Below are 743 nucleotides of genomic sequence, written 5' to 3' on the forward strand. Positions count from 1 at the left end.
TTCGTCCACCACCGGGGGCGGCGGCTCCTGCACGACCGGCTCGGGAATCGGCTCGGGCGGCGGCGGCTCGACCACCGGCGGCGTCGGTGCGGTGAACTCGATGGTCATCGGCGGCACCTGTGGCGGCACCTCGGGCAGTTGCGGGGTGGGCTGCTGGCTCAGCCAGTAGACCACCGCGCCATGCAATGTCAGGGCGAACAGACCGAGCAGGACGGCTTCGCGGCGGCTCAGCGTGCGGGCCTTCGCCGGTACATGGCGGCCCAGCTCCAGCGCGTGGCGCAGCGGGCGACCGAGATCGACCAGGTCGCCGCCGGGCACGTGGCGCAGGAAGGCATCCGGCGCGAGGGCATGCTGGGGTTGAGCCATGAACGATCTCCTTGCAGGTCTGCGCGGCTCTACGACGCGCTTGAAACGGACCTGCATGATTGGCGGAGCGCCTTAGCTCTTGAAGTGATTGTTTCTCTTATTTAAATAACTTTCTGTGCTATGCGTTCTGATCGGATCGCTGCAGGCCACGCCGGCCGGGACTTTGCGCGAATCTGTAAAAAACCGATGCCTTTACAGCATGGAAAATATGCAAGGAAGGTTGGTGAAAAATCGATCAAGACCGCCGAAATAGACGGCTGCCTGTAGGAGCGGGGGGGGGGGGGGGCACCCCCCCGGGGGGGGGGGGGGGGGGGGGGGGGGGGCGGGGGGGGGGCGGGGCAAAGCCCCCCCCCCCGCGGGGGGGGCGCGCCGGGGGG

General features: G+C 68.2%; 1 pseudogene. It reads right to left on the reverse strand.

The features are described 5' to 3' along the window. A pseudogene (locus ACCC94_RS29905) lies at window positions 1-366 on the reverse strand (energy transducer TonB); the annotation flags it as partial. Between the last annotated feature and the right edge of the window lie 377 nt (window positions 367-743).

This window comes from Pseudomonas sp. Pseusp97 (assembly GCF_047304025.1).
Lineage (GTDB): Bacteria > Pseudomonadota > Gammaproteobacteria > Pseudomonadales > Pseudomonadaceae > Pseudomonas.